The organism is Spartinivicinus ruber (genome assembly GCF_011009015.1).
Classification (GTDB): Bacteria; Pseudomonadota; Gammaproteobacteria; order Pseudomonadales; family Zooshikellaceae; genus Spartinivicinus; species Spartinivicinus ruber.
Genome location: NZ_CP048878.1, coordinates 2,651,710 through 2,674,921, shown reverse-complemented (window position 1 = coordinate 2,674,921; position 23,212 = coordinate 2,651,710). Strand labels below are relative to the sequence as shown.

The following is a 23,212-nucleotide window of genomic DNA, read 5'->3' as shown; positions in this document are numbered from 1 at the left end:
ATCGACCGGCCAGGATAAAATTTCCTGTTCGGTGACATGGTAAACTAAGGGGATGGTATCGGTTAGGGTGTTAATGTCTCGACGGGAAAGGAGTCCGCCGTTTCGGTCAAAAAATCCGTAATCCTCGTTTGGATATGCAACCAGTCAGGCATGGCTAACCGATTAATTTCAGCCTCACTTAACCCGGTACAGGCACGGGTAATAAATAAGCCTTTTAATTCCGTGGTTTTTTGTGCTTGCATTAATTCGCTGGTTTCAACAGTGGGGATTTTTAAATCAATGTTATTAATCAGCTGATCATCATCGCCTTTAATCGGTACTAATAATTGCGGGTGGTCTTTATCAAAATCCTCGCCCAACTTTTCAAAGAAATAATCTGCGCCTTTACTGACTAAATCAATCAGCTTGTCTTTAATACTGTTCCAGTCAGGTGTATTTAACCGTTTAATTTCACTGATCGATAATCCACAGGATAATTGGGCTAACCGATATAAAGCTTCATTGTCTTCTGGCTTGTCTTTTAAAGCGTTAACGTGATCCTTTCGGTTAACCGGTTTTAGGGTGACTTGGGTTAAAGGCTGGTCTTTATCATCCGTAATCGCCCAGCGTAATTGATAGACTTCGGGTGTCCATTGGGTCATAATAATTTACCTTTTAAATAAATAATTAAATTATGGATTTCACTTAAATTACAATGAAGTTAAATAGCTAAATATTGATCAAAAAGCATATCATTACTAAACTAAATTTATACCAACTTCTCAGTGAGAGATTTATGAGTATGTCTTGTTTAGGTGATTGTGGAAAGCTTCCCACCTTGATTCATTCTAAAACCCATAATTCCTATCTTATTAATTGCTCTGTGTGTGGAAAATATGCTGTTTCAGAGTCTTTATGGGCAGAACAGTGTATGTCGCCTGTGCATTACTTTCAGAATGAATTTAAACAGCTCATTAACGGTACTTATAAAAACAAAGTGATTAGTTTAAATGATCTAATGACAAAAGAATTTATGGATATTAAATTATTGAATACCAAAAATTATCTTTAAATTCAAGGTAAACCTAATCCCCGCCGATCCTCCGCAAAAATATCCCCCTGACCTAAATCGATTTTCTGGGTACGGGTATTAATATCACAGAGGGTTTTGCCATTTTCGGTTTTCTTAAAGGCGATACAGCTGCCACTGATGGTCACTTCGGGTTTACTGCCCATCTTAATGGCTTCTTCTTTAATGCCGGTGAGTTGGCCGGATAAACTGTAGTGAATAATAAACTTACCGCCGTCTTTATCCCGCTCGGCGGCTTTAATATCCACCTGGCAGATTTCCCCGTGTTTTAAGCCGTATTGCTGTAATAGTTCTACACCCGCCCCGGCAATTTTTAATTCAAAGGTGAGCTTTTCTAAGCCCACCCAGACTTCATCAGGAATAAATTTACCGCCCTGGCTGTCTTCCATTTTGTGTTTTAATTCAGGTGGGGTAAATTCTTCTACCTCGGCCATTAACGGATGCCCGTTAACATTGGCACTTAACATCGTGCGATAACGTTGTTCAGCCATTAGCTTAAGACCTCCTCTAAGAATTCTTCAATAATATTGTCACTGGCATTCACATGGTAAATCATGTGCTCGTTCGGACTATAACGACCATACTCAACCACAATATACCAACTGCCGTTTTTATAGCGGCTCACCGTATTTAACTCAGGATGAAGATACACCTTCCCACCGGGGATAATTTCAGAGGCGACTAAATCCTGCATAAATAAATCGACTTTGGTAATTTCCTGTTCCATAAAAGACATGGTCAGGTTTTTACTCATCGCCCGCTGGCTGGCTGCCTCTAACTTTCTGGCAATGGCGTCTTTTAATCCGATATGGGAAATAAAATCGCCAGTCACTGTCCGGTTACCGATTAAACGCCAACCGTCACTGGTGCGGGCAAAATAGGAAATACCATGTTTATTGAGCAAGTTACCATCAGTGGATTTATCAATAATGTTGTAGTCAATGTGATACGACACATCCTGAATATAAATCCCTTGGTTACCCGGGCTTTCCCAGGGTTTTACCGCCGCTACCGCGCCCATCGCTAAAGTGCTAGCGGGAACATAAATATTACCCTGGGCTTTTTTACTGTAAATGGCGGGCATCGGTTCCACAAGATACACCCGATCATGCCCCGTACCGTCACCGCCAAACTGCTCGGAATATTTCGTGGCTTGCTTAATATTCTGTGCAGGGCCATCAGCAATGACCCGACAACGTAATTTATTCGCCATGGAGGCTAAAGCATCCACCACCGACTTTTGATGACTAAACCCAGGGGCGGCAATTAGGGTTGGACGTTCGGAGCATAACGCCAACGCCGAAATGCCCGTTAACTGTCGGGTATCCGTATCAACCCCACCGATAATGTTTTTGGTGGTTTCCGCTTCGTCGGCCCCTTCTTCCACCACAATAAAATACTGGGGCACCCGGGTGCGTTGCAGTGTTTGAATCGCCGCATGCCAACCAGTGCCACGCTCATCACCTTTACTATCCAATAAAGCGGCTGTCGTGGAATTAGAGACGCGATACGGGCAGTTTAATGGCACCGATTCATGTTTATCAGGGGCGGTGACGACCCAAGCCACCACGTTTTCACCCGGCGGACCCAATGGCGGGGGCGGCTCATTAGTAATAACGGTAATCCCGTTATGTTCAAAATTAGTTATCTGGGGCATCGCTATTGTTCCTTTTGCGTCGAGTGCGTCTTTCAGGTACCTCAACCGTTACCGGCTGAATAAATTGGGTGCGGAGTAATTGGGCCGCTTCACAGGGTATTAATTGAATGACTTCACCTGGATCAACCCAACTCCCTCGCCACGGGAATCCCCGGGCAATGTGGTATTGTTTTTTATTCATGGTGAATAGTATTAACCGTTGTAAGTGATGGTTTTTTCTTTGGAAATTTCGCTTTTGATTTCACCACGTGTAAAGTCACGACCATTGCCGACTTTCATATAATCAATGGCGAGTGTGGTGTAATAAATATCAGGAAAATGTAGCCTAAAAATCACATTCCCGTGTCGATCTTCATAGACCAGCGGATCACAGTTACCAGTAGCACCGTGTTTTTTTAAACGCCGTTCCTCTGCAATGCAATAACCAAACACCGTGGCATCAATGGCTTTAGCCGAGCCATTACTATAACCGCGCACTTTAAACCAAAACATACGGGAGTCACGCCGGGTATTTAATGGCAAAATAAAATGGCAATAGACATCTTTATCCGTATTTAAAAATGTTGGTTCAAAATCTCCACCGGCATGACCACTATCATCGTCCCCATATAAACTACATCGCACCACATAACCTTGAAATACATTATGGGCAATTGATCCGGCTTCTAATGGCTCCCCGGTAAAATGCTTTTCATAGTCATAGGTGGCTTTTTTAACATACTGCGGATGAGGATCAGGCAAAGCTTCATGGGCGGACAGATGGCTTTTTAAATCGTCTAAAAAAGCGATTTCTCGCCAGGGTTGCCAACTGTCCTCAACAAAACGTCGTTCGAATTTTCTATTTTCATTCACGGGTTGTAAGCGTTGGTAAATTAATTTGTCTCCGCCCGCTAACACTTCTAAATAAAACTCGGATTCTAGATCATTCACCCCATAGCCTAATGGCAAGGTACCCGCCGCTTCAGTGATATGGTAAAAACCAAAGCTTTTTAGGGTATCGATATCAGGTTTATTTTCCTGAATTAATTCCCCTAACCCAAAATCACCCACCACCGGGATTTGTCCTTTATTTTTTCCCAGCTGGCTTTTTGGAATATATTGTGGATGAGGGTCCACCTGACTGACATGCATTTCAATTGTGGCGGTCAGCATATCCCGGGTGGCATAGACGGTATCAGGATCAATGGTTAAGGTGATCTGCGCCGCATTAGCCGAAGCAATATAAAAATTAAAACCCACTTGTTTTTTAGCGCCTGAATCCGGCTCATTTTTAAAGGTCGGGTCTACTCGACCAATGGCGTATAAATCCCCATCGGCATCATAAATCCCCACTTCGCGAATAAACCAACCGCCCACATCATGAGGAACCACTGCATTGATTTTAATTTGCTTGGGGTGTTTACTGTCGATAAATACGCCATTAACGGCGGCGCGAAATTGCTGATTCATAAGTGCAGTACGGGCAGAGACTTCAGCTTTATTATCGGGTAATTCCCCATCGCCGACAGCAAATTCCACTAATTTAATTTTGGTATTATCGACCCGGGCACGGGCTTCTTTTTCTAAGCCTTTGTTGGTAATTAAACAATAATTATCATTCATTCGGGGTTACCTGGAGTGTAATGATTTCAAGTTGGGCAAAGTGACTGCCACTATAAAACTGACTGGATGAGTCGAGTTGCTCCGGTTGGTAGGGAGCCACATCGATGACTTCCCAGCACTCCGTCGCGACGCCGGTTGTTAATTCACTGGTTTCAGAGCGGGAATAATTAATCGTGTATTGATCACGAAGACTGACTGCTTCTTCCAACCGGGCACTGATCCGTTGCTCGATATTTTCAGGGAGGTTTTTACCGTCTAAAAACACCAGTAATTCGAAGGTATACGGCGTTTGATTGGTTTCATACCAGGGTAATATCGTCGCTTCATAACCCAGGGTTTCCACCGCCATTTTAATTGCACAAGCGGTACCCGCCTTGCGGCGTATGGGCCAGATCGCTTCAATGGTATGGCGTTTTTCGGCTTCGCTGGCTTCCATGGGCCAATCGGTGACGCCCCGATCTTGGGCTAAATGGGGCAATAATTTCTCTGGTGTCTCCTTGGGGTTTAATAACGTGGGATAAGGACTGCTAATATTTTGTAGTAACTCATAAAACCCTACCTCTAAGCCTCGTTCTAATAAGGATTTATTGTCGGGTAAAATACTGTAATGGTCGGTATTCATGATAGGGTTTTCATGGTGATGTTAATACCCGTGCAATACGGCGCTTGCTGTTGGGTAGTGATTAAGCGTTTTTCTGGTTGCATTAAATCGACTTGCACTGCACCCGATTGGTGAAGCACATGGTAAATTTGCCCGGCATCAATGGCGGCGTGTAAGGTAAATTGTTGGTCGGTGTAATTTTCTAGCGCCTGTTTAGCACTCTGTTGCGTCAGTCCAGCATCCGGTCCTGAATAGACATAACACTCTACATCCACCGTATAGGGAATTAATTCGGCTAACTGCACGGTAATCTGATCGGTGGCGGGGGCTACATCATCCCGAGCAAAATAGGCGTTAGCGTTTTCTAATAACGTATCAAGCTTTTGTTTAAGTGTTTTTTTGGCTGCTTCGGTTTCCGCAAAGGCTAGTTGTAATTGATCGTAGGCCAATAAGGTAATAATCACCTTCCCCGGCTCTGGTCGAATCGCCGTGGCGGATTTAATCTGGCTGGCTAAGCCATTGTCACGAAACTGATAGCGTAAATTAAATTCCGTGGGTGAGGTTTTTTCCAGGGTAATATCGGGCTTTTCTCCCAACATTAAGGCATGATAAACATACGCCTTATGGGGTCCAGCCACCGAAAACGCATAAGGCGCTAAAAAATACCGCAGCCGTAAATCATCATCACTCTCATTGGGGTGGCGTTCTAAGCCTAAATTACTCACCACCGCATCTAAATTGGAGCCTTTAGCCCACCAGGCAAACATCTGCTGGGCTTGATAATTCAGTTGTCGAATATCATGCTGGCGGATATATACCAAAGCTTGTAATAGCTTAGTGATTATTTCCGCATCGTTTTCCAGGGTGGTGGCTACCTCCTTAGCCTGGGTTTGATCCTGTTTAGCAATAAACTCGACGACCCGTTGTTTATATTCGGTGAATAGGTTTTCATAATCGGGCACTTCCAAGGCTTCAGGCATGGCCAGCTGGTTATGGCCGGGAATCATCATAAGGCAAACTCCAAAGTAATTAATTGGTCTTGCCATAACCCTTGTAAATAAATGGCAAAGCCAGTGTGATCGCTATTAACGGTGACGCGACATACCTGACACTGAAAATCCAATACCCCATTCGCCGGATTAATTAACGCTTCCAAGGTATACACCTGGGCTTTCAATGCAGCTTCGGGGCTGACATTACGGCCTAATAAATCCGGTACCCGGGAACCAAACGCCCGGCGTTTAATCCGTGCTCCTATTGGGGTACTTAACACCTGTTGTAGGCGGCTTTTTAATTGGGTAAGACCGGATAAGGTTTTACCTGTCGTACGATCAACACCTTGCATTGTCATGGATAATCTCGTTAAGATTCGCCCAACTTTTTATTGGATCGCGTTATGAAGAAGTCTTTACTGATCGTTTCCTGCACACTCGGCTTGTCTATTACTCAACCAAGTTACTCACTGGAGGACTTAGCTTGCCCTATTCAAATGCATCAGTCGTATCAACTAAGAGCAGACATAGCCAGAAGTGCAGCCGACAAAGATTGCGGTGCTTTTAATAAAAACATTGTTTCGTTGCAGGACCATTTAAAAACGATGTTAACCAGCAATGTATGCAGCGAAAAAGAAAAAAAGAAACTGGTTAATTCTGTAAAAAAATCAATGATCACATTTGAAAAATTAGCCACTAACATGAGTTGCGACTTAGTGATTTAATCAGTCAGTCTAATACCCAATAACTGTCGCCCGTGGCGACTTGACTACCACAACTGATCGGATCACCAATGCGGGCCACAGCGTTACCATTAACCGTCATATAAGCCGAGCCAGCGGCTAAAACCCCAGCATGACAAACGGGCACCGGGTTACAGTGATCCGCCCAACCATGACCGACACAATGCACCGGACGGCCATTGATCACTAAATAATGATCCGAGCCGGTATTATTACGCGGCGGAAAATCGGCATGACCGGTACAAGAGTCGCCTAATAAGCAAATAGGTTGCATAGGAAAATAAGAATTAAAAAGGAAGAAAATAATTAACGTTTATTAGCAATATGCTGCTGGGCTTTTTCGGTAATGATGCCACCAATATCCAAGATTAAATTACCAGTGGTTTTAATGGTTAAATCGCCCACATGATTAATCACCGCTTGGTTATTTTGATGATTCATCGTTACTTGAGTGCCATTAGGATACACCCGACAATGTTCGTGTAAGTTGGTTGAGGGTGGTGGGAATTGATCACAATAAAAACCACAGAGTGCAAAGGCCTGACTGGAGTTATCCCCGGCGGCATAGTTAATTAATAAACTTTGTTCACCCACAGACGGACAACGGTACTCTTTCACTTGGCCTGCAGCGGGCACAAAAAAACGAATAAACGGTGATAAATTATCACCATGTTTTATTTTGACTAAGGCATTTGGGGGATCAACGGCAGCCACCGTACCCACCCGAATTTGATTGCCTAATCGCCGGTAAATCTCGTCGGCTTCTTCCACCAGTTCCGCTATTTTATCCTGGTATTCCAGTAAATACCGTTGCACCACCGATTCGATAATCTCAATTAGGGAACCGTTCATATTCTTTTTCGTCGGCTGGATTAATGGGATTATCTGCCCACCAAATGCCTTTAACCGGTGGATCGTCTTCTAACTCACTGGGACCTATATACACCTTTTGCGAGAACAATACACACCAGGATTCGTAGCCAATATCATGTTGGCGATCAAAGCCACCGGGTACCGTGCGAATCTCATCCGGTAAAGACACCTGATTGCTGGGTAATCCCCAAGTATGATGCACAATCACCCGCTCTAAATAAGCGGCTAAATTAAGGGCTTTAATTTCTGGTTGGTCATATTGGCCACTCACAATCGCATGCAACACCATCTCAAATTGATGACCTAAACGGCCTTCATGATTGGGTGACAATAACGTCGATTGCTCAAACTCAATTAATACCAAGGCCGTGTCTTTTAATTCCAGTCGCCCATATTCAGCATAGCTACCCACATGACACGACGTGTGCAGTGTTTGATTTAAGGTGTTTTTAATCGCCTGATAATAATCACCTGGGTTATGTAACGTGTCCATTAATTAAAGCCTCCACCTCATGATCCAATAGTTCCTGAAAGCGGTGTAATACTCGCCGTTCCCACTGTTGAATAATATCCAACGCTGGGGCTTCTATCGTTTCTGAGACCAGTTCAATGGGCAACCGGTGTCGTCTTAATCGTCCTTGGCTATCACGGCCTTGGGCATAACGGGCTTCCGGTTTGCGTTTAAACACCAATAATTGATCAGAGCGCATCGGCTCAATAAAAGCCCCCGCATAATATCGCCGCCCTACTTTCACCCCTTGTTTGGCCACTGTCGGATTACCCAACCGATGGGCACCTATCCGGTTTAACCCGACCCAGAACTTCACTTGGCCTTCCCGGTAGCGGGGATAAATTTTCATGCGTTGTTTGAGTACGGAACGCTTAATATTCAGGGTTTGGCCAATTTCCCGGGCCGAATGGGTTCTTAACCATTGGCAGGCTTTAACTGCCGCCCGGTTAGCGGCTTTTTCTAATTGTTTGGGTGTCAGTAGCAACGATTCCGTGGCTAAATCCATTGTTTGGCTGACATCAATTTCGAGACCAGTCATTGCCATCGTGGGTTGTCTCCAGCGTCGGGGTTAATAAACATTCCAGGGTGTTATCATCCACCGGGTAATGATCGGTAATGGCATAATCCTGACCCGCTATACGCAAGGTGATGTCTTTTAATGGGACTGGCAGCAACGATTTATCTATTTGATAACAGCGAGTATTATCCACTTCTTTCATCCCGCCCCGGTGCTGATTGCCATTGCGTTTGATCATGCCAAACTGATCGACACTGACGGATAATGCCCGAATGGTTTGCGTGCGGTTGTCCGGTAATACCAAGGTTAATGACTCACCCAGCCGTTTTAATAACCGACGCTGGGCTTTAGCAAACACCTTATCCACGGTTATTTTTTCAGGCTAAGTTGCAGTAATGCCCGGGGATTGGTACATAAATTAATGGGGTTAGATTGCGCTTCAAAATCCCAGCCCTTGCCGTATTTACGGGATTCTTTTTTCGCGTAATAAGGCAAGCCGAGGGTATTCACGGTTTCGTTATAGTTGGCTGGTGCAAACCGGGTAATAAATAAGCTAGGCAATTGCTCTGGCACTAAGATGGCTTCATTGTCTGCGATGAATTGGCGATTACCGACACGCCCGTCGTATTCTTCCCATAAAATACTGCCAAAGCTCACCCCTTTACGTAAATCATTGCGCAGCATTTGGCCATCCTGCCAACGTTCATAAGCCCGCTTAAAATCTTCATTTTTCATGAGTTCATCCATGAATTCCGCACCGACTAAGGCGCGATAACCACGGGCTTTAATATTGCCTTGTTCTTTTTCAGCTTGGCGAATCAACTGGACACACTGCACCCGTAGGTCTTTTTTAAAGTCGAGTGTTGCATTGTTAGGGGTTAATTCAAAACGCTTGTATAAATCTTCTAATACCGTTTCGCCATCGGCATCCAGTATCTGCCCTTTTAAAGCACCCACCCGCTGATATTCAATAGTGGCATCCAAGGATTGACGCATCCGGGTTAATTCCCGGTTGACTAAGGTTTCCACTTGTTGTAGTTCGGATTCAGTACCAAAGGCCCTGACATTTTGCGCAGAATCGGCATCTAACCCACCCTCCAGTGGTAAATGCACCACTTCAAAGGTCAACATCCGTCGTTTTTCACTATCCAGGTTAGTACCCGGCGCACCACGGGGCTTGGCAGGAACAAGCACAAAAGTTTGGCCCCTCAATTCAATTTTAACCGTGGTGGTATCAATTCCGGCTTCTTGGAACCAACCCAATTCACTAATACGACCAGGGACGGATTCGGCTTTGTTAATGGCCAAGGTAAGGCCTTCGACAGTAAAGGTTTCATGTTCAGCTAATAGCGCTAAATCAGGCATGAGGTAGTGTCCTTTAAATAATGAAAGTAATGGAAGATAAAAAAATAAATAACGGAGAGAAAAAAATAAGAAAATTTATAGCGAAATTGAAAGTCAAATTAACGGACGACGATATGACGCTCGGCTAATTGAGCAATCGCGGCTTGCTGTTGTTTCTCAGTGATATTGTCCGGCCAGTGGAGTTTATGGCCATTAATGACCGTTAAACGAGCCGTGACGACCGCTATTTTATCGGTAGCACTGGCGTCGGTCATGTCGTATAAAATGGCAGCGGCTTTTTCGGAACCATCACTGGCAGTGGGGTTTAATTGCACTAAATGGCCGCTGGCTTTGAGCTGACCTAATACTGTCGCTGCCGGGTAATGACCACCACTAATAATTTTTTCGTCGCGGGCAAAGTCGGGAATTTCGCGTAGGATATATTCACCGGCAAAACGGGGTTCATGGATCATGCTGTTGTCCTCTGTCTGGCTTGATAAATGTCGTTGATATTAATTTTGGGGGTATTCACATGACTGCTAATTTCCCCGTTCAGGTCATCCGGCTCCAGTGATGCTTTGACATCTTGAATCACCTGGCCAATCAGCTTGGCGGGATCATGCATCACTTTAATTAATCCCTCGGCACTGTCTGTTAAATTGCCAACCACACACGCATTCCTTATCGCTTGGGCTTGATTAAGTGCTTGTTTAAAAGCCGATTCGGTGAGTTGTTTCTCTAACAATGACTGAGCTAAAAAAGCCACACCCGCTTGATCACACGCTTTAATTAACGCCAATGCATCCATTGGCTTGGATTGATTAGCTGTTGTTGGTTTAGGAGAAGCTGGCGCTTTCGGTGGCTTTAATTCATTGGCCACTTGGTTTTTTAATTGGTCATGATCGGCTGTACGACAGTTACTGACATAGGTTTCATCCAGCGCATCCGCAAAGCCTTTTTCGATGGCTTCTTCTGCCGTCATAAAGGTTTCAGCACTCATTAAGCTGGCGACCGTATCGCGATCTAATCCGGTGGTTTCGGTATAGGCATTAATCAGGCTTTCTTTATAGGTGGTTAAGGTGCTAGCCAGTTTTTGGCACTGCTGGGCATTCACATAACCACCAGCCCAGGCCATGGGGTCATGTACCATCATAATAGCGCCTTTACACATCACCCGTTTATCAGCCGCTTGCACTATCACGGAAGCGATACTCGACGCTTCGGCTAACACTAACACTTCGACTTGCGCCTGATGCCGACGTAAGAAGTTGTATATCTGCATGCCATCACGGATGCTACCACCCGGACTATTCAGCATTAATTTGATATGGCTGACATCACCCAACGCCTCTACCGCTTCGGTAAATTCTTTGGCGGCCACACCATCGTCAGAAAACCAGTTTTTACCGATTTGATCGTAAATACTGATTTCAGCGGTAAGTTGTTGATCGTCATTACGACGGGCAATTACATTAAACCAAGTCATTGGGGTTCCTTTTTTTAGGCATAAAAAAACCCGGCGGATGCCGGGTTTTTAATTAGGACAATATTAATTTATTGCACTTGAGTAATAGGCTATTTCTTCTGCCAAAGGGTAGACACGATTTTAAAGTTTTGAACTTTATCTAGTGGTGGAAGTTCACCATCAGGTCCATTATATTCACCTGCAAATACGTGTGAAATATGAGTTGTTTTACTTCTATCAGCAGTACGCGTTAAACAGATAATAGTGCCTGAGTATGTTTCCATTCCTGGCTTACAGTACTCCTTATATACTGCTTCGTCAGTTGAAAAAATAAACCCATCAAATGAGTCGCCTATTCTTCCTTGTACTCTAGGAATTACATCATAACTGCCCACTTTAATTGTGTGATATGCCCCACCAGCCCCTTCAATAACAACAGGTATATTTTTGTTATAGCCTATGTTGATGTAATTACACATTCCTTCTTCACATTCACTTTTTTCTTCAGTGATAACATAGCCTGTAAGTTGTTTTTTTATATCATCTACATTAAATGGAATTTTAGTGCCAATGTTATTTAAGCCATTTTCTTCTTCTAACACAAGATTAACGACTTTATTTTGTTTAGGGGGCGTGCTGTTATTATCTTCTTTAGAACAACCCACGGATAAAACTAAACACGAAACTAATACAGCATTTTTGATTAATGCATTAAGTTGCATTATATGTACTCCAAAAAATTTTACTTTATCATGAGGGGTAAAAGGCAATCAACTATCTAAACTTTCTCTGCAACATCATTATTGGCTGTATTTGATTGATTATTAAAAAATGCAGCCGCTATTTCCGGCTCAATCCCATTTTCCTGACAAATCGATAACCACCGTTTAAAGGCCTGAGCATTACGGCGCATATTGTCATCAATGTCATAACCCAATTCAGTGGCTTCACTGTCCATATTCGACAAGTGACTTTTAATCGCTGCTTGCCGGGCTTGAATATCCTGTACTGGGTGTAAGTGCCGCCAGGCGTCTGGGCAAGCTTCCATAGTTTGATAATACTTGGGGTTGGTAGCGTAGTGTTGTGCGGTTAGCTTACCCGTTAATACTGCCGTATCCATCCACCATTGCCATACCCGCCGACATACCTGATAGACCATCAGGTGATCTTGCATCATTTCGATTTCCCGGTGGTATTCGTTGAGGATACCCCTTACCAGTCGGTCATTTACATTATTCCAATCACCCGTTAATAACTGGTAAGGCAGCCCCATACCTGTGGCTAACTGCAATGCTTGCCAGCGCATAAAATCCGCATACCCCTGCCCGGAGTTATCGCCATCAAATAATTCCAGTTTTTCACCAGGTACTCCCCTTAACATTGTACCTGCCGCTATCCGTTGAACGGGCTCCATTTCTTCAATGTCACCCTCTTCCATTAATGGCTTGCCGCTCATAGGATCAAACTGATAATCCTCCTCAAAGGCTTCTTCTCGATATAAAAAGCCAGTATAGGCAGAGCGTTCTTTTTTCCGAATTAATTCCGTGTCGTCATAATCCGCAAAAGTCCGATCTTTTAACAAGGCCACTACACTGTCAGGTTCACCGCGGACTTGTTTAGGCCGAATGGGCAAGTAATGGTGAATAATATCCTTGGCAGGTACGCGGATTAAATTAGTTAAATCACCACTATCACCATCTTGTGGGTGTTGTTTATACAGCCAATAGGCCACCCGGTAAGCGCCTCTAAATTCTACCCCATGAACAATACGGTTACCGTTGGGTAACGTTTTTGAAAATTCAATGGGGACAAAATCCGCTTCCAGTACATCAATTTGGATAGGCACCGCTAGACCACTATTGGTTTTACGCCTTCTTAATCGAATAAAGACCTCACCCGATAGACGACGATTGCGGGCCATTTGGGCTTGCTGACCATAAAAATCTAATACGCTTTCTGGGTCCATTTCCGAGACGGAAATTCCCCATAGTTTATTCGCCGCCAGCCGAAAGTCATCGTCTTCACAATTACTGCAGACCTGAATACCAGTGCCAATTTCATTGCAGGTATTTTTATTAATGGCCGCCCGCTGCATTAAACTGTTGCGATAACCGGCACGGGTGCGATTACGTAAAGTGGGTAATGATCCGACCAAGGCACGGTTAGGACCACTACTCGGTGCATACCACCCCACAGAGCGAGGACCACGGGTAGCGCCTTCATAGGAGCGATTCACAACCACTATTCGCTCGCCATTAGGGCCTAATATTGGGCTGGTTTTCATTACAGACCTCTGTCTACCCAAGTGCGAGAGCCTTTAAACGCCTGGCTTTTTTGGTTGCTGGCCAAGGCTCGCTGGATTAACCGACGGGCTTTGATTAATTCATCCATACTGCGGTATTCCACTTCACGGTCTTTAAATTTAACCCGTAACTCACCACCGGCAATGGCTTCGTTAATCGCATCTAAATCAGTTGCAGTAAATGACATGGTTTCTATTAAAGGAGAGTTCTCAAGAAATGGATATATGTTACCTAAATGCGGATAATTTGCTTTTCAAGCATCCATTACGCTATAAACTGGCATAGTCACTGTTTTATTTATAAGAGGAACAAATGAAAATTCAATTGCCTGTATTATTAGCTGCATTCTTAGTATCAGGAATGGCTAGTGCAAATGAAAAGCAATTATGGCTCACATCTAAACTATACGGCAATGACAATGATATTGCCTCATTAAGAGCGGTGACCATCCGGCAAGAGAAAGATAAATACGTTGTATTCATTAAAAATCAATTTAAGTTTGAATGCGAGATCACCTTTGATCAATCGGGTAAACCGAGTGAACTTTTAAATTGTGTTTCTCAGTTAAAGGATGACCCAATGTGGACAGCTTCACCCGATAGAATAAAACTAAAGTGCTTTTCAACCAAAAAAGAAAGAATTTGTCGTGGTAAATATACGCTATCCAGTGGCAAGCATTATTCCAGCGAAGCAGAAATGACCATTGCAAGAAAATTATAAGCCTCTTGCCCTGACTATTTATAGTTTTCTAAAATGTACGACGGCGGCGACGCCGTTTAGGCATCACACGCTCATCAGATTTTTGTTGAATTTCCGAGTTGTCATCCCAAGGACGGGCATAGCCAGGGGGATTATCCCAATTAATTAAATCGGCTTTGCGCTCATAAATACAGGCCCAGTTATACACCATTAAATCCCAGGCTTCGTTAGGGGCAGAACCTTGTCGCTCCCAGCAACCATTCGGCAAACGTCGTTCACTGGTTAATTCATCAAAAAACCAGGAATCCAACCACCGTGGAAAATGCACATAACGCGGCCCGGGCACTTCCCTGTCTAAACAATTGGAGACAGTATCCTTAATTTGATGGGTATTCAGTAAATACACTGGCACGTCACCCATGGCAATGGCTTTACGGTTACTGCGCTTGGAATTATCTGGATAGGTTTTATTAATGGTCGGAGCAGTATGCCGTGAAGCGCCTTTGATCAACATAAAGCGTCGAGCGTAACCGGCTTTTTTTAGTCGTCGGTAAAACTGGTAAGCATTATCGGTAACACCGGCTTCACCACCACTATCACAAGCGACTTTGATAATGGGCATCACGCGGTTAGAGTCATCCGCTAATTGATAGGTCCGTAATATCACTTGCTCAATTAAAATATCCCAATCTTCATTGTAAGAGCCTGGCGACACCCGTAGTCGTTTGCCATTATCGTCCTCGCGATTAGAGAGTGTCAGTGAAAACCGGTCTACCACTAAGTGTTCTAATTGCTCCCCCCAACCAATGACTTGCACAACAAATCGGGCATTTTTACCGGCTTGAATATCAATGGCGGCTGTTAAAAACCGAACCCAGTCCGGTACCACCCGTTTTCCATAATTGGCCTGGCGATCTTGCAGGGCTTGGGCATCATAGCCACTGGTGTGAGGGCGAATATACGGTTTACCCTGATCGACATTAATCGTGGTTTTTAAATCTTCTTCAATCCCCGTTTCTTCAAATTTGCGTTTAGCTGCCACATACTTATACACCAGTTGCGACCAAGTTTGAAAAGCCGCCGTAGGGCTTTTTTGCCAAAAAGACGCATAACGGGATTGGCGAGGCTCACCACCACGAACCCCCTGTTTATCAATGGTTTCACCTTGGCGTAACCACTGGCCCGACTGGTTTAATTGGCTTTTTAGCTGCTCCTCAATCACCGCTGAGCAAATTGGACATCGTAAAAAGACGGATTCACTGGCTTTATTCGGGTCAGGCTCATCATATTCATACACCAATAAATCAAAATCGGGTTCAAACCAGTCTTGGCAATCGGGACATTGCCAATAAAAGCAGCGGCGATCACCTTGGTTGTATAGGCTAATAATGCCATCGGCTGGCAGCGCTTCATGGGGATGGCTGGGCCGAAAATTAGGATTGGTCACCACCCCTTTCGGTGAGCTTTCTACCAACACCATACCTGACGACATAAAGGTTTGTGTTCGTTTAGCTGCTAAAATAAAAGGGCTACCCTCCCCATCCACATCGGTTGGCATGCGATCATAATCCGTCAGTGCCACGCGCTTCCAATCGGATGAGGCTAAGATATTTTTTGAGGGCCAACCAATTTTTAAAAAATTACCGGCTTTAAAGACTTTATCGTGCACATTATTGTCACTGGCCCGAGGTGACATAGCCGCTTTTATTGGTGGGCAACTGTCAAAGGCTCGACTTAATCTTTTTTTACTGAACTCCCTGGCTTTTTCTTCGGTAATTTGTACCACCAACATATCTGCCGGATCATTCACGATGGTATTGCATACCCAGCCATCAACTAAGGAAACCGTTTTTGAGGTTCGAGCAGGCCCGACAAAAATTACCGCGTCATAAGCACGTGCACTTAAGCAGTCCATGGGCTCATGCATATAAGGCACAAGGTCTCCATCCCAACGCTCCATGGCATTACCCGACTTAACATATAGTACTTCTCGTGCTGCTTGGGAAAGTGGTTGACGTTTTGGGGGCCTTAATAAGGTGGCACATTCCCGCATCACTTTTCGGGCTGAGCCATATTTAATCATCATCAATAGCCATTAGCTGCTGATACAACTCTTCTCTAAATTTATCGTGGCAGTCATCCAATAGACTGAGTTGCTCGGTGGTAAATAAACGGGTTCGCTCCACTTTATCGGGTAGCGATTCAAAATAAGACACAAGACTTTTAAAGAGTGTGGCCATTTCATCGCGGACCTCACCTTCAGGAATCAGCTCGCGTACTTGCACTGCTAATTTATGGCGCTCTGTTTCCGATTGATACCAGTCTTTCCGCTCTTTTGGCGGTAGTTTTTCGGGTGTGAAATCCGCACTCTCAATTAAATTATCGGTAAATAAAATAGGCCCTACATCGGCCAAGGCATAAACCGGATTGCTTTTGACGGTACCTGCTGGCTCAATCCCCGCCTGCCGAATACGCTTTCGGACAGTCTGACGTGACAAGCCAAATGCATCCGCAATAAGTGAGATAGACCAATTGAAATTGGCTGGAAGCCCTGTGTTATCAGGCATTGAGAGATCATTCAGTTGGAACCCTTTAGCGATGTTCCAGGTGAAATCGCAAAAAGTCTAGTAAATTCAATGGGTTAAGTCATGTTGACCTGGAAACACCTACTTGGCCAAGTTACCAGGTGAAAACGTTAAAAAGTCAATAAAATCAATAGGTTAAGGCACCACCTGGTGACACCTATAAAAAATCGAAAAACGTGCCGAAAGCCGCGCGGTGACCCGCCGTAAAGACTTACCATCACCCAGGGTCCCCAGGTACAAGCGCTTAGATGGCAATCAGATAATGGTCGGACTGTTGTCATTACTCGGCTTGATGCTCTGGTTAATAGAGTAATTAAATACAGAAGTAAAGAAAACTGCTAATAAAGCTAATTGCATAACGTTCACCTAAATAATAAGTCCAAACTACATCTTCAATACTTGATTTAATTTCAGGCTTCTTGAAGGTTAGTTAATAAGTTAACTATTCCTTGTGAGTCATACATCATCTCCAGCGTATCTTCATCAGCTCTCATAACAGAGTAGTCGCCGGGTGGTAACTCATTAAAAGGGCCTTGTTTTAGAAAGGTTTGAGGACATTGAAAATACCAAGCCCCGTCATCAGACAATAGATTCTTTCCCACATATATATAAGTTTCTATATCTGGTATTTTTAAAGCATCATCATAAAAACCAATAAGATAATAAGTTTTTCCTTTAATCAGGCTTTCAGAGCTTATCATACAACCAGCCTCTTGTTACCGCAAAACCATACCTAAATATTAAGAATAGTGTTGTTAAATCTATACGGTCAGATTTAATTGCTTTGCCAAGAGTGTTAATCCTTTTGGTGTCACTTTCACTTGTTCTATAGTTTTTTCTGCCCCATCTGAACGACCTATGACAGTAACTTTATGTTCTAAAACACCTTGCTGTATTTTATTTTGATAAGCCGTCCAGGTAGCATGACCCACCCGACGATAAATCCACTTATTTTTAGATAACCAACTAAATAAATCTTTAGGTCTAATCTGTAAGTCTTTAGCCGCATTGGTGATGCACATACCACCATCGGAGTTGGCTATGCGCTCAAGCGCTTCAACTTTAGGCTTCATAGCGCCTATTTGCTGGTTTTGTTCTTGGATTTTTTCCATTGATTGCGCCAATATCCCTGCCACTTGCTGTGTATTAGTCCAATCAATTGGGGTTATACCATAGCCACCTGTTTTTCGAATAGCTGGAAGCACTTCACTAGTAACCCATTTTTTAAAGACTTTTGCTTCAGGGCGGCGGCTTCTTATTATGGCTGAATAAAGGCCTGATTCGTTGATGGTCTGCAATTCCTGGGCTCCGCCAAGGGTATGCACAATTGACATATCCTTTTCTTCAGCATCTAAATGCCGTGTCATTGCGCTTGGTAGTGAATAGCCTAATACGCTAGAAATATCCTTAGCCACAAACCAAGGCTCGCCATCTTTATCGATGACACGAACAGACAATGATCCAAATTCAAATCGAAGTAAGTCAGTCATTTTATGCTCTATTCTTTATAATTTTAGGAGATTGATATGAGTTAGATTACAAACTTTATGTTCTAGGTAAAAAAGCTGATTTATCAACTAGTATCACTTCAAATGCTTTAGCTATCTTTATTAAAAGCTGAAGTTTTAAAAAAGATAGCTACAATAAAGTAAAGACAGAAAAATGAGATTTATATATTCAATAATTATTATATGTTTTCTAGCATTTTATTCTTATTGCGTACAAGTAAGCTCTCAAGAAATCAAGCATATTCAACCCGTAAGCGCTAGAGACACAAGAAATCAATACTTCATAGAACTTCTTAATCTTGCATTGTCAAAAACGGTGGATTCTCATGGTCCATACAGTCTTGTACCAGCGTTATCTAAAATGACACAAAGTAGAGCTTTTCTTTCATTGGGTAGGCAGTTAGATGTTGTGTGGTCAATGACATCTATTGAAAGAGAAACTTTATTTACTCCTGTTCGAATACCTTTGCTTAAGGGATTGTTAGGACATCGCATTTTTATTATCCGTAATGGAGAAGAACAACGCTTTGAGGGTATCAACACTCTTGAACAACTAAGAGAGCTCGTTGCCGGTCAAGGGCATGATTGGCCAGATACTCAAATTCTTAGGTCAAATGGATTAAAAGTGCAGATTTCAACGTCATATGAAAGCCTATTTATGATGCTGAAGAAAGGTCGATTTGACTACTTTCCCAGAGGGGTGAACGAACCATTTGAAGAGCTTGCAACCAGACCAGAGTTTGATCTAGCAATAGAACCTCATTTATTAATACGTTACCCTGCTCCAATATTTTACTTCACTAGCAATGAACATACTGAGTTAGCAACGAGAATACAAGCCGGACTTCAAAAAGCAATTGAGGACGGTTCTTTTAATAAGCTTTTTTATACTCACCCAACCACAAAAAAAATATTTGAACTTGCTAATATTGCAGATAGAACTGTCATTGATTTGAATAATCCCCTTTTAACTGAGAAAACAAAAATTATTGTTAACTACTCAAAGCTTTGGTATAGGCCGGGTGAGGAAGCACTTCGTCAGTAGCTTGAAAGAGTATAAACTACCTTCGCTACTCATAATAAGACTACTTTTTAGGAAGCCTTTCTAAAACTCGATCCAACTTACTATCAATATTCTCAATATCAGCACGAAACTCACGCCGCATTTCTTTATACAGCTGGTCCATATTGTTTATGGCACTAGCATTTAGGTCAATGCGCTTATCCATTTGGCTACCAAACGCAACAGCAGAAATAACAACCGCAGCAGTTGTCACAATATGTCCAAGACTGACTTTTCTATCTAAGTGCCACCTATCATCATGATGGTCTTGAGTGTGGTTAGTAGTATTTTGCATTACTCTGACCTCATTAGTCAGTTATTTACCAAATCTGTTCGTTAAATACTGAACTAACACACTACGCAGTATTCTTCTAAATCCAAAAGTATCGATGAAAACAAGGGCTAAGGCGTATAAATACCATTCAGGCACACTGTTTTTTAAGGCATTAAAGCCATCCTGAATATAAATACTCATACCGGGCACAAAGCAAATGACTAATGGTAAAACAGTAATAATCAATAAAAATTCATCTTTCCAGCCTCGCGACTGGATACTAATAGAATCTAGTTCTGAAGCACTGATGTTGCCTTGCTGAATATCATCTAATTGCTTTTGGTGGATGGCTTGCTTTAGTTCAGCTTTATGCTGTTTGTTGGTTAGATAGGTTTGGAAAAGCCCAAAAACTTTGCTAATTATTATTGAGTACATAATTTTACATTCAACAAAAGTCTATACACATGATACAAACAATGCATACAGGCACAGTTAAGTTTTTTAATTCAGATAAAGGATTTGGTTTTATCACACCCGATGATGGCAAAGACCTGTTTTTTCATATATCAGAAGTACAGGGACAAGAGCCTAAAGATGGTGACAAAGTGGAGTTTAAAATAGGCGAAAGTAAGAAAGGCCCATGCGCAGTTAGTGTTCATGTAGTGGGTTAACAATAAAAAAGCCACCCAACCATCAAGAGTGGCTAATAGGTAGGTAACGCGTATATAGTATAGTCAATAGTCCGTTACTGTTATAACTTGGGCAATGCTAAGGTCAGACGGTCTTATAACAGCAACGGACAATTTATGTATAGCTGATTTCAAAATTTTTACCATAAAAAAACCACCTCAACAGAGGTGGCTAAAAGCACAGTCATTCTTGTGTAGAACAGTCCCTGTTACTGCTCAACCATGCACCATCTTGAGTTGTAGCTAGCTCATAATCAGATGGCAGTAACAGGTGATTTATATGTATAGCTAGTTTCAGGGATAATTCAATGAAAAGGCAACCGCTCTCTAATCACAACTGGCCAAGGAGAGAAAAAACAAGAGAGACAGTCACCCACTAGTTATATATAGCCCATTGCATTATCAATGCAACCTATAAAGGCTCTTGCCACCATTTACCTACGTTAAAATTAAGGCAGGTTTTCTTAGGTCCTAAGTGTCAATCTAGCGAGTACTTGAAGTCAATACACAGCTCTAATGTCTAACCGATCTAGTGTGAAATTATTTCAATATCAAGTAAATTAAAAAGCCAAAACTGATTAGCCCTGGCTTAATTTGAATTGGAATCAAAGTGTAAAGGGGTTTAAAGGCCTAACTGTTCGCGAAGCTTCTTGTTCTCTTGTTTCAACTCTTTCACAGCTTCGATTAAAACACCAACTAGTCCAGCATAGTTAACTTTTTTAAGTGTTACTTCAGCACCATTCTTATCTGTGACTTTGATATTATGAACCAACTCAGGAAACACTTTTTCAACATCTTGGGCAATCACACCAATATCCTTGCCTTGAGGATGGTGTTCGATATCACTCTCTTCAGGGTTTTTCCACTCAAAACTAACACCTTTTAATTGAGATATTTTTTCAAGTGGACTACTTACAGTTGAAGTGTTCTTCTTAAGACTCGCGTCACTAAAACGAGGTCTTTGGAGACTATTGATGGCATCATCTAATTCACACAAGAATTTTTTATTTGCAGATAAGCTCTCACAATCTTCAGAGATAGCATAAGGAGTTTGGAGTGTGAAAGCTAGAAAAAGCATCATTAATGTTTTTTTCATTGTATAGTTCGCTCGTACTTGATTTATGTCATTGTTTTCGGCGAATTATGAATCTATACAACACTGAAAGTATATGTAAATTATGAAACAGTTTGTAACAACACTTTAATTTTATATAGCCTTTCAGACACCATTAAGTTTAGCCTAGCTATCAAAAACCACTTTCCACCAATTATGTACATAAAAATTAGGACAGGTCTTACCTGAGTCCAAATCACAATGCCCAACCACTTTAGCATCAGGGTATTTAATGTGCCAGTTGACAATAACTTTCTCTAAACTATCAAGCTGAGCATCAGTAAACTGATCTCGACCAATCAAACAAACACCTAAGCTATGACTATTGTGACCTTTAACATGGGCACCGACCCAATATTCAGGCCGACCATTTTCAATCGTGCCATCACGTTTAATGACTTTGTGATAACCGATGCCGTCCCACCCCCGTTCTTTATGCCAGCGATGGATATCCTCAGCTGATATATCTCTATCGTCGGGTGTATCAGAACAATGCACAACGAGTTTAGTGATTTTCATAGGTTAAAAAGAATTAACTTGCTCTAAAGCAGATTTAGGGAATATGTCTTTATGTGGAGTAGCGCCATCAAACCAACGGCATTCGACAGCTGAAGTGTTTACATTAATAACAGTCATCACTGGCCCGCCTGACTTTAATCTAACAAGCGATCCAGTAAACAGGTTAGTAGTGTCCATAGTAATATCTATTAGGTGCAGGCATAAAAAAAGCCCCAACAATGTGGGGCTTACAAAAACGACTTAAAAACTATTGATCAAGAGTATTGCCTTCTGATGTATATTCAAGGGGCTCTAAAGGGGTTACATCATTAATCTCCATTCTCACATCATAACGAAATGGTCCGTAAGTCTTTTTATACTTACTAGTTAAATCTTTAATGATCCCATTTGCAAGCCCTTCATAATCAACGAAACCAAATAAGCTTTCAACTTTATATTTAGTCCCAGGGATAACAATTCTATTGGGTTCGTTTATATTACTATCCCAATTACATAAGCTATCGCGCAAGTCTTCTGTTTTCAGCTTATTTACAATTTTCATTGCAGGTCCATCAAGCATGAATCCATTTTGCTCAAGAGCATGTTCAATTGCTACACGATCCTTTGATACTAAAGTTATTTTATACAGGGCTGATGATGACTCATAAAGTGCAAGCGCTTTATCAGTTTTTAAAGATAGCTGATTTTTATCATCAAGACATAAATTAAGCTCATCTGCATATATAACATCACCCACTTCCAGCTGAGGATAAGGCATATAAGTCAATGCACTAAAAAAGTGAAATTCCTTTCCATGCTCAGGAACTACAAACTGTGCAGATGCAGTTGTTGAAATAGCCAACAATAGTCCTGTTATTTTTTTGATCACTAGGTACTTCTCCTTCACAAACTAAAGCCCCAAGAATAGGAGCCCTAAAATCGTTTAATCCCTTGCTTTACAAGGAGAAGCATTATACTACACGCGTCATATAGCATCTATCATACTAAAGATTAATTTTGGCATAAAAAAAAGCCCCATCGACTGATGAGGCTTTTCTCGAAACTTTCTATACTTGAATGTACTTTAGTTTAGGCAAAAAAATAC

Annotated in this window: 34 protein-coding genes; 5 read left to right on the top strand and 29 right to left on the bottom strand. The window is 42.4% G+C overall.

The genetic code is table 11. The features are described from left to right. Positions 1 to 62: 62 nt before the first annotated feature. A complete protein-coding gene (locus G4Y78_RS12800; protein ID WP_163833389.1) occupies positions 63 to 641 on the bottom strand; it encodes a phage tail assembly protein in 579 nt (192 codons plus the stop codon). A gap of 134 nt (positions 642 to 775) precedes the next feature. On the opposite strand from G4Y78_RS12800, the gene G4Y78_RS12795 reads away from it, so the two are divergent. After that, positions 776 to 1,051, top strand: a complete 276-nt coding sequence (locus tag G4Y78_RS12795) for a hypothetical protein (protein WP_163833388.1) — start codon at positions 776 to 778, stop codon at positions 1,049 to 1,051. A 2-nt stretch (positions 1,052 to 1,053) separates the two neighbouring features. Here G4Y78_RS12795 and G4Y78_RS12790 read toward each other — a convergent pair whose 3' ends face one another. The 7 genes from G4Y78_RS12790 to G4Y78_RS12760 are packed head-to-tail and all read right to left on the bottom strand — an operon-like array spanning position 1,054 to position 6,280. After that, positions 1,054 to 1,560 (bottom strand): phage major tail tube protein, encoded by a 507-nt coding sequence (locus tag G4Y78_RS12790; RefSeq protein ID WP_163833387.1) that lies wholly within the window; start codon positions 1,558 to 1,560, stop codon positions 1,054 to 1,056. Continuing rightward, the gene (locus tag G4Y78_RS12785) at positions 1,560 to 2,726 is read right to left on the bottom strand and encodes a phage tail sheath protein (protein WP_163833386.1); all 1,167 of its coding nucleotides are present in this window, start codon (positions 2,724 to 2,726) and stop codon (positions 1,560 to 1,562) included. Before G4Y78_RS12785 ends, G4Y78_RS12790 begins: the two co-directional genes overlap by 1 nt. Continuing rightward, entirely contained in the window at positions 2,710 to 2,907 is a 198-nt protein-coding gene (locus G4Y78_RS12780) for a hypothetical protein (RefSeq protein ID WP_163830644.1), read from the bottom strand. The genes G4Y78_RS12785 and G4Y78_RS12780 overlap by 17 nt, the downstream gene beginning before the upstream one ends. 11 nt (positions 2,908 to 2,918) lie before the next feature. Next, positions 2,919 to 4,328, bottom strand: coding sequence for a phage tail-collar fiber domain-containing protein (locus tag G4Y78_RS12775; protein ID WP_163833385.1), 1,410 nt, complete (start codon positions 4,326 to 4,328; stop codon positions 2,919 to 2,921). Further along, positions 4,321 to 4,950, bottom strand: coding sequence for a phage tail protein I (locus tag G4Y78_RS12770; protein WP_163833384.1), 630 nt, complete (start codon positions 4,948 to 4,950; stop codon positions 4,321 to 4,323). Before G4Y78_RS12770 ends, G4Y78_RS12775 begins: the two co-directional genes overlap by 8 nt. After that, positions 4,947 to 5,939, bottom strand: a complete 993-nt coding sequence (locus G4Y78_RS12765) for a baseplate J/gp47 family protein (RefSeq protein ID WP_163833383.1) — start codon at positions 5,937 to 5,939, stop codon at positions 4,947 to 4,949. The genes G4Y78_RS12770 and G4Y78_RS12765 overlap by 4 nt, the downstream gene beginning before the upstream one ends. Continuing rightward, on the bottom strand, positions 5,936 to 6,280 hold the full coding sequence (locus tag G4Y78_RS12760) for a phage baseplate protein (RefSeq protein WP_163833382.1): 345 nt from the start codon (positions 6,278 to 6,280) through the stop codon (positions 5,936 to 5,938). Before G4Y78_RS12760 ends, G4Y78_RS12765 begins: the two co-directional genes overlap by 4 nt. Positions 6,281 to 6,325: 45 nt before the next feature. Between G4Y78_RS12760 and G4Y78_RS12755 the strand changes: the two genes are divergently transcribed. Continuing rightward, the gene (locus tag G4Y78_RS12755; RefSeq protein ID WP_163833381.1) at positions 6,326 to 6,646 is read left to right on the top strand and encodes a hypothetical protein; all 321 of its coding nucleotides are present in this window, start codon (positions 6,326 to 6,328) and stop codon (positions 6,644 to 6,646) included. A 4-nt stretch (positions 6,647 to 6,650) separates the two neighbouring features. On the opposite strand, the gene G4Y78_RS12750 is transcribed toward G4Y78_RS12755, so the two are convergent. The 11 genes from G4Y78_RS12750 to G4Y78_RS12700 all read right to left on the bottom strand — a co-directional run bounded on the left by G4Y78_RS12750 (position 6,651) and on the right by G4Y78_RS12700 (position 13,864). Then, positions 6,651 to 6,938 carry a PAAR domain-containing protein gene (locus G4Y78_RS12750; protein WP_163833380.1) on the bottom strand — a complete coding sequence of 96 codons (288 nt, stop codon included), beginning with the start codon at positions 6,936 to 6,938 and terminating at the stop codon, positions 6,651 to 6,653. A 32-nt stretch (positions 6,939 to 6,970) separates the two neighbouring features. Then, on the bottom strand, positions 6,971 to 7,516 hold the full coding sequence (locus G4Y78_RS12745; RefSeq protein ID WP_163833379.1) for a phage baseplate assembly protein V: 546 nt from the start codon (positions 7,514 to 7,516) through the stop codon (positions 6,971 to 6,973). Continuing rightward, positions 7,497 to 8,030 carry a hypothetical protein gene (locus tag G4Y78_RS12740; RefSeq protein WP_163833378.1) on the bottom strand — a complete coding sequence of 178 codons (534 nt, stop codon included), beginning with the start codon at positions 8,028 to 8,030 and terminating at the stop codon, positions 7,497 to 7,499. Before G4Y78_RS12740 ends, G4Y78_RS12745 begins: the two co-directional genes overlap by 20 nt. Next, on the bottom strand, positions 8,014 to 8,592 hold the full coding sequence (locus G4Y78_RS12735; RefSeq protein ID WP_163833377.1) for a hypothetical protein: 579 nt from the start codon (positions 8,590 to 8,592) through the stop codon (positions 8,014 to 8,016). The genes G4Y78_RS12740 and G4Y78_RS12735 overlap by 17 nt, the downstream gene beginning before the upstream one ends. Continuing rightward, positions 8,567 to 8,932 (bottom strand): hypothetical protein, encoded by a 366-nt coding sequence (locus G4Y78_RS12730; RefSeq protein ID WP_163833376.1) that lies wholly within the window; start codon positions 8,930 to 8,932, stop codon positions 8,567 to 8,569. The genes G4Y78_RS12735 and G4Y78_RS12730 overlap by 26 nt, the downstream gene beginning before the upstream one ends. Before the next feature lie 2 nt (positions 8,933 to 8,934). Next, entirely contained in the window at positions 8,935 to 9,930 is a 996-nt protein-coding gene (locus G4Y78_RS12725) for a major capsid protein (RefSeq protein WP_163833375.1), read from the bottom strand. 98 nt (positions 9,931 to 10,028) lie between these two features. Then, positions 10,029 to 10,382, bottom strand: coding sequence for a head decoration protein (locus G4Y78_RS12720; protein WP_163833374.1), 354 nt, complete (start codon positions 10,380 to 10,382; stop codon positions 10,029 to 10,031). Further along, positions 10,379 to 11,395 carry a head maturation protease, ClpP-related gene (locus G4Y78_RS12715; RefSeq protein WP_163833373.1) on the bottom strand — a complete coding sequence of 339 codons (1,017 nt, stop codon included), beginning with the start codon at positions 11,393 to 11,395 and terminating at the stop codon, positions 10,379 to 10,381. Before G4Y78_RS12715 ends, G4Y78_RS12720 begins: the two co-directional genes overlap by 4 nt. Before the next feature lie 89 nt (positions 11,396 to 11,484). Next, complete coding sequence (locus tag G4Y78_RS12710) at positions 11,485 to 12,096, bottom strand: DUF1131 family protein (RefSeq protein ID WP_163833372.1); 612 nt, start codon at positions 12,094 to 12,096, stop codon at positions 11,485 to 11,487. A gap of 56 nt (positions 12,097 to 12,152) precedes the next feature. Further along, on the bottom strand, positions 12,153 to 13,658 hold the full coding sequence (locus G4Y78_RS12705) for a phage portal protein (protein WP_163833371.1): 1,506 nt from the start codon (positions 13,656 to 13,658) through the stop codon (positions 12,153 to 12,155). Then, a complete protein-coding gene (locus G4Y78_RS12700) occupies positions 13,658 to 13,864 on the bottom strand; it encodes a phage head-tail joining protein (RefSeq protein ID WP_163833370.1) in 207 nt (68 codons plus the stop codon). The genes G4Y78_RS12705 and G4Y78_RS12700 overlap by 1 nt, the downstream gene beginning before the upstream one ends. 125 nt (positions 13,865 to 13,989) lie before the next feature. Between G4Y78_RS12700 and G4Y78_RS12695 the strand changes: the two genes are divergently transcribed. Continuing rightward, positions 13,990 to 14,397, top strand: a complete 408-nt coding sequence (locus G4Y78_RS12695; RefSeq protein ID WP_163833369.1) for a hypothetical protein — start codon at positions 13,990 to 13,992, stop codon at positions 14,395 to 14,397. A 28-nt stretch (positions 14,398 to 14,425) separates the two neighbouring features. Here G4Y78_RS12695 and G4Y78_RS12690 read toward each other — a convergent pair whose 3' ends face one another. The 4 genes from G4Y78_RS12690 to G4Y78_RS12675 all read right to left on the bottom strand — a co-directional run bounded on the left by G4Y78_RS12690 (position 14,426) and on the right by G4Y78_RS12675 (position 18,451). After that, positions 14,426 to 16,462 (bottom strand): phage terminase large subunit family protein, encoded by a 2,037-nt coding sequence (locus tag G4Y78_RS12690; RefSeq protein ID WP_222937697.1) that lies wholly within the window; start codon positions 16,460 to 16,462, stop codon positions 14,426 to 14,428. Next, entirely contained in the window at positions 16,452 to 16,943 is a 492-nt protein-coding gene (locus G4Y78_RS12685) for a DUF1441 family protein (protein WP_163833368.1), read from the bottom strand. The genes G4Y78_RS12690 and G4Y78_RS12685 overlap by 11 nt, the downstream gene beginning before the upstream one ends. Positions 16,944 to 17,371: 428 nt before the next feature. Next, on the bottom strand, positions 17,372 to 17,662 hold the full coding sequence (locus tag G4Y78_RS12680) for a hypothetical protein (protein ID WP_163833367.1): 291 nt from the start codon (positions 17,660 to 17,662) through the stop codon (positions 17,372 to 17,374). A 60-nt stretch (positions 17,663 to 17,722) separates the two neighbouring features. After that, positions 17,723 to 18,451, bottom strand: a complete 729-nt coding sequence (locus G4Y78_RS12675) for a phage antirepressor KilAC domain-containing protein (protein ID WP_163833366.1) — start codon at positions 18,449 to 18,451, stop codon at positions 17,723 to 17,725. 172 nt (positions 18,452 to 18,623) lie between these two features. Here G4Y78_RS12675 and G4Y78_RS12670 point away from each other — a divergent pair, with 172 nt between their 5' ends. After that, entirely contained in the window at positions 18,624 to 19,514 is an 891-nt protein-coding gene (locus tag G4Y78_RS12670) for a substrate-binding periplasmic protein (protein WP_163833365.1), read from the top strand. A 40-nt stretch (positions 19,515 to 19,554) separates the two neighbouring features. Here G4Y78_RS12670 and G4Y78_RS12665 read toward each other — a convergent pair whose 3' ends face one another. Together G4Y78_RS12665 and G4Y78_RS12660 are read right to left on the bottom strand one after the other, a co-directional pair. Continuing rightward, on the bottom strand, positions 19,555 to 19,827 hold the full coding sequence (locus tag G4Y78_RS12665; protein WP_163833364.1) for a hypothetical protein: 273 nt from the start codon (positions 19,825 to 19,827) through the stop codon (positions 19,555 to 19,557). A gap of 21 nt (positions 19,828 to 19,848) precedes the next feature. Then, positions 19,849 to 20,241, bottom strand: coding sequence for a hypothetical protein (locus G4Y78_RS12660; RefSeq protein ID WP_163833363.1), 393 nt, complete (start codon positions 20,239 to 20,241; stop codon positions 19,849 to 19,851). Between the two features lie 41 nt (positions 20,242 to 20,282). On the opposite strand from G4Y78_RS12660, the gene G4Y78_RS12655 reads away from it, so the two are divergent. Then, positions 20,283 to 20,477: a cold-shock protein gene (locus G4Y78_RS12655; RefSeq protein WP_163836459.1), complete on the top strand. Its 195-nt coding sequence runs from the start codon at positions 20,283 to 20,285 to the stop codon at positions 20,475 to 20,477. 640 nt (positions 20,478 to 21,117) lie between these two features. Here the strand turns inward: G4Y78_RS12655 and G4Y78_RS12650 are convergent. The 4 genes from G4Y78_RS12650 to G4Y78_RS12635 all read right to left on the bottom strand — a co-directional run bounded on the left by G4Y78_RS12650 (position 21,118) and on the right by G4Y78_RS12635 (position 22,996). Next, entirely contained in the window at positions 21,118 to 21,591 is a 474-nt protein-coding gene (locus tag G4Y78_RS12650; RefSeq protein ID WP_163833362.1) for a tail fiber domain-containing protein, read from the bottom strand. 144 nt (positions 21,592 to 21,735) lie between these two features. After that, positions 21,736 to 22,128, bottom strand: coding sequence for an N-acetylmuramoyl-L-alanine amidase (locus G4Y78_RS12645; RefSeq protein ID WP_163833361.1), 393 nt, complete (start codon positions 22,126 to 22,128; stop codon positions 21,736 to 21,738). Positions 22,129 to 22,131: 3 nt separating this feature from the next. Next, positions 22,132 to 22,305 (bottom strand): YodC family protein, encoded by a 174-nt coding sequence (locus tag G4Y78_RS12640; protein ID WP_163833360.1) that lies wholly within the window; start codon positions 22,303 to 22,305, stop codon positions 22,132 to 22,134. A gap of 70 nt (positions 22,306 to 22,375) precedes the next feature. Further along, positions 22,376 to 22,996, bottom strand: coding sequence for a hypothetical protein (locus tag G4Y78_RS12635; RefSeq protein ID WP_163833359.1), 621 nt, complete (start codon positions 22,994 to 22,996; stop codon positions 22,376 to 22,378). Positions 22,997 to 23,212 lie beyond the last annotated feature (216 nt).

Excerpts from the sequence above, each read along its gene's own strand:
- G4Y78_RS12765 (WP_163833383.1), bottom strand. The coding sequence starts at position 5,939 with ATGATGATTCCCGGCCATAACCAGCTGGCCATGCCTGAAGCCTTGGAA.
- G4Y78_RS12720 (WP_163833374.1), bottom strand. The coding sequence starts at position 10,382 with ATGATCCATGAACCCCGTTTTGCCGGTGAATATATCCTACGCGAAATT.
- G4Y78_RS12770 (WP_163833384.1), bottom strand. The coding sequence starts at position 4,950 with ATGAATACCGACCATTACAGTATTTTACCCGACAATAAATCCTTATTA.
- G4Y78_RS12745 (WP_163833379.1), bottom strand. The coding sequence starts at position 7,516 with ATGAACGGTTCCCTAATTGAGATTATCGAATCGGTGGTGCAACGGTAT.
- G4Y78_RS12795 (WP_163833388.1), top strand. The coding sequence starts at position 776 with ATGAGTATGTCTTGTTTAGGTGATTGTGGAAAGCTTCCCACCTTGATT.
- G4Y78_RS12685 (WP_163833368.1), bottom strand. The coding sequence starts at position 16,943 with ATGCCTGATAACACAGGGCTTCCAGCCAATTTCAATTGGTCTATCTCA.
- G4Y78_RS12790 (WP_163833387.1), bottom strand. The coding sequence starts at position 1,560 with ATGGCTGAACAACGTTATCGCACGATGTTAAGTGCCAATGTTAACGGG.
- G4Y78_RS12780 (WP_163830644.1), bottom strand. The coding sequence starts at position 2,907 with ATGAATAAAAAACAATACCACATTGCCCGGGGATTCCCGTGGCGAGGG.
- G4Y78_RS12775 (WP_163833385.1), bottom strand. The coding sequence starts at position 4,328 with ATGAATGATAATTATTGTTTAATTACCAACAAAGGCTTAGAAAAAGAA.
- G4Y78_RS12715 (WP_163833373.1), bottom strand. The coding sequence starts at position 11,395 with ATGACTTGGTTTAATGTAATTGCCCGTCGTAATGACGATCAACAACTT.
- G4Y78_RS12760 (WP_163833382.1), bottom strand. The coding sequence starts at position 6,280 with ATGACAATGCAAGGTGTTGATCGTACGACAGGTAAAACCTTATCCGGT.
- G4Y78_RS12750 (WP_163833380.1), bottom strand. The coding sequence starts at position 6,938 with ATGCAACCTATTTGCTTATTAGGCGACTCTTGTACCGGTCATGCCGAT.
- G4Y78_RS12705 (WP_163833371.1), bottom strand. The coding sequence starts at position 13,658 with ATGAAAACCAGCCCAATATTAGGCCCTAATGGCGAGCGAATAGTGGTT.
- G4Y78_RS12690 (WP_222937697.1), bottom strand. The coding sequence starts at position 16,462 with ATGATGATTAAATATGGCTCAGCCCGAAAAGTGATGCGGGAATGTGCC.
- G4Y78_RS12800 (WP_163833389.1), bottom strand. The coding sequence starts at position 641 with ATGACCCAATGGACACCCGAAGTCTATCAATTACGCTGGGCGATTACG.
- G4Y78_RS12640 (WP_163833360.1), bottom strand. The coding sequence starts at position 22,305 with ATGGACACTACTAACCTGTTTACTGGATCGCTTGTTAGATTAAAGTCA.
- G4Y78_RS12645 (WP_163833361.1), bottom strand. The coding sequence starts at position 22,128 with ATGAAAATCACTAAACTCGTTGTGCATTGTTCTGATACACCCGACGAT.
- G4Y78_RS12650 (WP_163833362.1), bottom strand. The coding sequence starts at position 21,591 with ATGAAAAAAACATTAATGATGCTTTTTCTAGCTTTCACACTCCAAACT.
- G4Y78_RS12680 (WP_163833367.1), bottom strand. The coding sequence starts at position 17,662 with ATGATAAGCTCTGAAAGCCTGATTAAAGGAAAAACTTATTATCTTATT.
- G4Y78_RS12655 (WP_163836459.1), top strand. The coding sequence starts at position 20,283 with ATGCATACAGGCACAGTTAAGTTTTTTAATTCAGATAAAGGATTTGGT.
- G4Y78_RS12670 (WP_163833365.1), top strand. The coding sequence starts at position 18,624 with ATGAGATTTATATATTCAATAATTATTATATGTTTTCTAGCATTTTAT.
- G4Y78_RS12735 (WP_163833377.1), bottom strand. The coding sequence starts at position 8,592 with ATGGCAATGACTGGTCTCGAAATTGATGTCAGCCAAACAATGGATTTA.
- G4Y78_RS12700 (WP_163833370.1), bottom strand. The coding sequence starts at position 13,864 with ATGTCATTTACTGCAACTGATTTAGATGCGATTAACGAAGCCATTGCC.
- G4Y78_RS12755 (WP_163833381.1), top strand. The coding sequence starts at position 6,326 with ATGAAGAAGTCTTTACTGATCGTTTCCTGCACACTCGGCTTGTCTATT.
- G4Y78_RS12725 (WP_163833375.1), bottom strand. The coding sequence starts at position 9,930 with ATGCCTGATTTAGCGCTATTAGCTGAACATGAAACCTTTACTGTCGAA.
- G4Y78_RS12665 (WP_163833364.1), bottom strand. The coding sequence starts at position 19,827 with ATGCAAAATACTACTAACCACACTCAAGACCATCATGATGATAGGTGG.
- G4Y78_RS12785 (WP_163833386.1), bottom strand. The coding sequence starts at position 2,726 with ATGCCCCAGATAACTAATTTTGAACATAACGGGATTACCGTTATTACT.
- G4Y78_RS12695 (WP_163833369.1), top strand. The coding sequence starts at position 13,990 with ATGAAAATTCAATTGCCTGTATTATTAGCTGCATTCTTAGTATCAGGA.
- G4Y78_RS12740 (WP_163833378.1), bottom strand. The coding sequence starts at position 8,030 with ATGGACACGTTACATAACCCAGGTGATTATTATCAGGCGATTAAAAAC.
- G4Y78_RS12675 (WP_163833366.1), bottom strand. The coding sequence starts at position 18,451 with ATGACTGACTTACTTCGATTTGAATTTGGATCATTGTCTGTTCGTGTC.
- G4Y78_RS12710 (WP_163833372.1), bottom strand. The coding sequence starts at position 12,096 with ATGCAACTTAATGCATTAATCAAAAATGCTGTATTAGTTTCGTGTTTA.
- G4Y78_RS12660 (WP_163833363.1), bottom strand. The coding sequence starts at position 20,241 with ATGTACTCAATAATAATTAGCAAAGTTTTTGGGCTTTTCCAAACCTAT.